Genomic DNA, 3,415 nt, shown 5'->3' with positions numbered 1-3,415 from the left:
CCTTGTTCGACATTCCTTCTGATACTAGCCGTACAATTTGACGTTCCCGGTGCGTCAATAGCTCCAGCTTCTTTTCAATTTTGCCGCCGTCGTCAGCTTCCTTGCCGGTTGGCGAGAGAGAGAACCGCTCGGGCGACACACTGAGCTTCGTCATCGATCTCAGTTGTCGCAGCATAGTGTCGGGGGAAGCACACTTCGAAATTGCGCTACAGGCGCCAGCAGCGATAGCTGCGGTCAGATCGTGGTCGGGTTCAGACTCGGTAAAGAACACCAGCCCCGTGGAAAGATTCTCAGCTTTCGCAATAGCGAGGAGCTCGGATACCGTCAGATCCGGCAGGGTGTCAGCAAGAAGCGCGACGTCGGGTGTCAAAATCCGAATTGCTTCGAGGCAGCTAGTCCCATCGCTGCATGATGCGACAACGTCGAAGTCCTGCTGTGCCCCGAGTATCGACTTCAGGCCCTGTAGAACGATCGGTTGTCGATCTACGATCACAAGCCGGATGCGCTTTAACGGGGCCTGCTTCGCGGACATGTCTAACATGGACACCGCCTCGGCCCGGCCATCTATGTACTTCGGCATATGGCCGAGGCCGGTTGTGGGTATTTAAATACAATTTATCGAGTGGAGAAAGAGGCTTAGCGGGGCTAGCGCGACCTCGAATTGCAAGGTTTGACGGTATGTGGGTGGGAATTATGCGATTTGACCCGATGGCCGTTGCGATTGACTGGCTCGATGCCTACCGCGCGGGCGATATCGAAGCGATCTTGGAAATGTTTGCCGAAGATGCCGTGGTTCACTGCGGCTGCTGCGGCGGCCGCGTCAAAACCATTACCAGCCGCGAGGCACTTCGTGCCTATTGGGTCGATCGCCTCCGGGAATATCCGGCAGGCACGTTAGACGATCTCAATCCCTCGCGCGACGGGACCATTGTCTCGTACGTCACTAGCGCTGGTGTCATGAGTGCGCTTTTTGCGTTCGACGCCGCGGGGAGGATTAAAGAGCTAGATTGCAATCCCTCACATCAGACCGCGACGTGATCCAGCCGCTTGGGTCACGTGCTGGCCTTGCGGTTCCAGGGTGCCAATGTCTGCCGCGGGGTCACTAGCAGCCCGTTGTCTGCGGGGGTGTCAATAGCAGCTGGAGTCCGCTGAAGCTGACTTGAAAGCGACGGCTTGAATTGCCTCCTGAGTTGCAGGCCGATGACGGAGGACTGAGTTACTGGGCTTCGGCGATCTTCGGTCCAGATGACAACATCTGCGCGTTAGCCGCCGAGGGCCGCTTCGACGGCGATGCCGGGTCCGGCAACCGGAACGCGGCGTCGGCCGGCGCTCCCTGGGATGGCCTGCGGGCAGCGGTTGCCGGAAGCACGATCACTTTCGCTCCGACTTTCACCCGCTCATAAAGGTCCACGACGTCCTCATTGGTCAGCCGGATACAGCCGGACGAAACCCGCTTCCCGATCGTATCGGGATTGTTGGTGCCATGAATTCGATACTCGGTCTCGCCGAGATACATCGCCCGGGCGCCGAGCGGATTGCCGGGACCGCCTGCCATGAACCGAGGCAGATAAGGCTGACGCGAGACCATCTCCGCAGGCGGATGCCAATCCGGCCATTCTGCTTTACGGGCCACAGCCTGTTCACCGGACCATGTGAAACCTTCGCGGCCGACACCGATGCCGTAGCGCATTGCTTGCGTGTCGTTCAGAACGAAATRGAGGAATGTGTTTTTGGTGTCGATGATCACGGTGCCCGGCGCCTGGTGGCTGGCGTAGTCAACCACCTGCCGAACCAATGCTCCGGGACCGTCAGCAGCTTTTGGCGGTTCGACCAGAGGCGCCGGGGCCGGAATCGGAGCCGGAGCTGGCGCTGATGYATGAACCGGAGTTGCCACGTAGACCGGAGTTGACGATGCCTGGGCCTGGGGTGCGGACGGCTTCCGTGCCGGTTGCACGCTCGCCGGGTGAGACAGCAAACTGTACCCCACTACGGCGACGGCCACGGCGCCAATCGCAACTCTCGCGACCATCGGTATTGCGAGCGTCTCCGCCTTTCCACGTTTGGCCCGCTTGCTCATGTCTTTCCCCAGGTCATCATGCCTGGAAGAGGTACCCGGCAAAATTTAAGAAACTTCGAAGCGATGTCGCTCAGACCGAAACCGTTGCCGATGGTTAACGGCAGCTCTCAGACCGACAGCCGACACTCTGGCGCCTGAGACAGAAGACAGCTAAGGGCCACGAGCAGACATGCCGGGGGTACGTCAGTCTGGAGTGTCGCGACTCATTCCTATGGCATGGAAAGTCTTTCCGCACGGTGCGGTCTCGACGAACGCCTCATAGAAGGGTTCTCTTGGGTTCTTGTCGATCTCGGCCTGAGGCATTCTGTACACGACACGGACATAGCGGATTTTGTATCCGAGCAGGGCATCAAGAGACGAGTTGCTAGGTTGAAAGCCTGGTATCGAGCAGCAATTTGGATGGGTTGCTAAGTAGGATTTCGGCGTGTCTTTGGGCAAGTAGTCGCCGATCCTGTAGGCTTCATGGGAAATAGCAGTCTCGAACAGCTCTTGATTGGAGAGATACCGCATCTGGAGATAGCAAAATCCAGTGAGGTTCAGCACGAGCAAGGGGAAGCTGGCAATGATCATGAGCCCGATAAACTTGGCCATGCGATCCCTCAAATCTTTGCCGCGATTATCATCTGTCCAAGATAACGGAACTTAAGTCTTACAATCCGCGGCGCTACAAGCACCGTTTCTGGCACAAATAAGCAATCTGGCATCAGTCATGTGCCGTTTTGTCCGGGCTTGTGAGGATTCCGGTCTACCCGAGTGAACGGACATTCTCAGGATAGCCGGGCATGTCTCAGAGGGGCCACTAATGGCCATCAGAATTGGTGTCCGACGCCTCTTGATCATGGTCGTCGGCCAATCGTCGCCGCCGACGAAAGGCGCGGATACATTCGAACCCGATGTAGCAGAGCATCGAGAGGACGATAAAAGCAGGGACGAATTTGCCGGGATCACGCGCAAGCTCATGGATGAACACAAGGAAAGTGAAATAGAGCGCAAACCAAGTGTCATGTGTCATGCTGCATTCGCCCGGAGATAGTCAGAGCCTCTTATGGTTGCGTGAGGGCGGCGCGTCAATTCGCAGAGCCGTTAGACGCTATACACTGGATTGTCAGCTTCGGGTCAAAAGCGCCGTTTGCGAGGTCGGCCAGTCACTTCCGGTGTACCTTGATGAGCGGACCTTCTGAGAGGCCGCGCAGACTTCGCATTCGGGCCAGAAGGCGACATCACTGCCTTGGTGTGCTAAGATGAAACTTCCAAAAGATATGAGGTCGTGATGTCGTTCGCCTCAAACGCGATCTTTTCAATTTGGCCGTTGGGCATGATGAGTCTAGGCTTTGCGGA

General features: G+C 57.2%; 5 protein-coding genes. 2 read left to right on the top strand and 3 right to left on the bottom strand.

Annotated elements, in window-relative coordinates; all coding sequences use genetic code 11:
- Positions 1-541: response regulator (locus ACXJMY_RS37740; RefSeq protein WP_456624424.1), on the bottom strand; the 541-nt coding region annotated here is incomplete at its 3' end.
- A 152-nt stretch (positions 542-693) separates the two neighbouring features.
- Between ACXJMY_RS37740 and ACXJMY_RS37735 the strand changes: the two genes are divergently transcribed.
- Positions 694-1,038, top strand: a complete 345-nt coding sequence (locus ACXJMY_RS37735) for a nuclear transport factor 2 family protein (protein WP_456624423.1) — start codon at positions 694-696, stop codon at positions 1,036-1,038.
- Positions 1,039-1,216: 178 nt separating this feature from the next.
- Here ACXJMY_RS37735 and ACXJMY_RS37730 read toward each other — a convergent pair whose 3' ends face one another.
- A complete protein-coding gene (locus ACXJMY_RS37730) occupies positions 1,217-2,077 on the bottom strand; it encodes a L,D-transpeptidase (RefSeq protein ID WP_456624422.1) in 861 nt (286 codons plus the stop codon).
- Between the two features lie 183 nt (positions 2,078-2,260).
- Positions 2,261-2,668 carry a hypothetical protein gene (locus ACXJMY_RS37725; protein ID WP_456624421.1) on the bottom strand — a complete coding sequence of 136 codons (408 nt, stop codon included), beginning with the start codon at positions 2,666-2,668 and terminating at the stop codon, positions 2,261-2,263.
- A 211-nt stretch (positions 2,669-2,879) separates the two neighbouring features.
- Here ACXJMY_RS37725 and ACXJMY_RS37720 point away from each other — a divergent pair, with 211 nt between their 5' ends.
- Complete coding sequence (locus ACXJMY_RS37720) at positions 2,880-3,110, top strand: hypothetical protein (RefSeq protein WP_456624420.1); 231 nt, start codon at positions 2,880-2,882, stop codon at positions 3,108-3,110.
- Positions 3,111-3,415 lie beyond the last annotated feature (305 nt).

The sequence above is a fragment of the Bradyrhizobium sp. P5_C12 genome, from assembly GCF_054049735.1.
The sequence above is the reverse complement of the archived record's forward strand: the minus strand, read 5'-3'. Positions and strand labels throughout refer to the sequence as shown.

Coding starts and splice junctions, on each gene's coding strand:
- ACXJMY_RS37735 (WP_456624423.1), top strand. CDS start 694: ATGCGATTTGACCCGATGGCCGTTGCGATTGACTGGCTCGATGCCTAC.
- ACXJMY_RS37725 (WP_456624421.1), bottom strand. CDS start 2,668: ATGGCCAAGTTTATCGGGCTCATGATCATTGCCAGCTTCCCCTTGCTC.
- ACXJMY_RS37720 (WP_456624420.1), top strand. CDS start 2,880: ATGGCCATCAGAATTGGTGTCCGACGCCTCTTGATCATGGTCGTCGGC.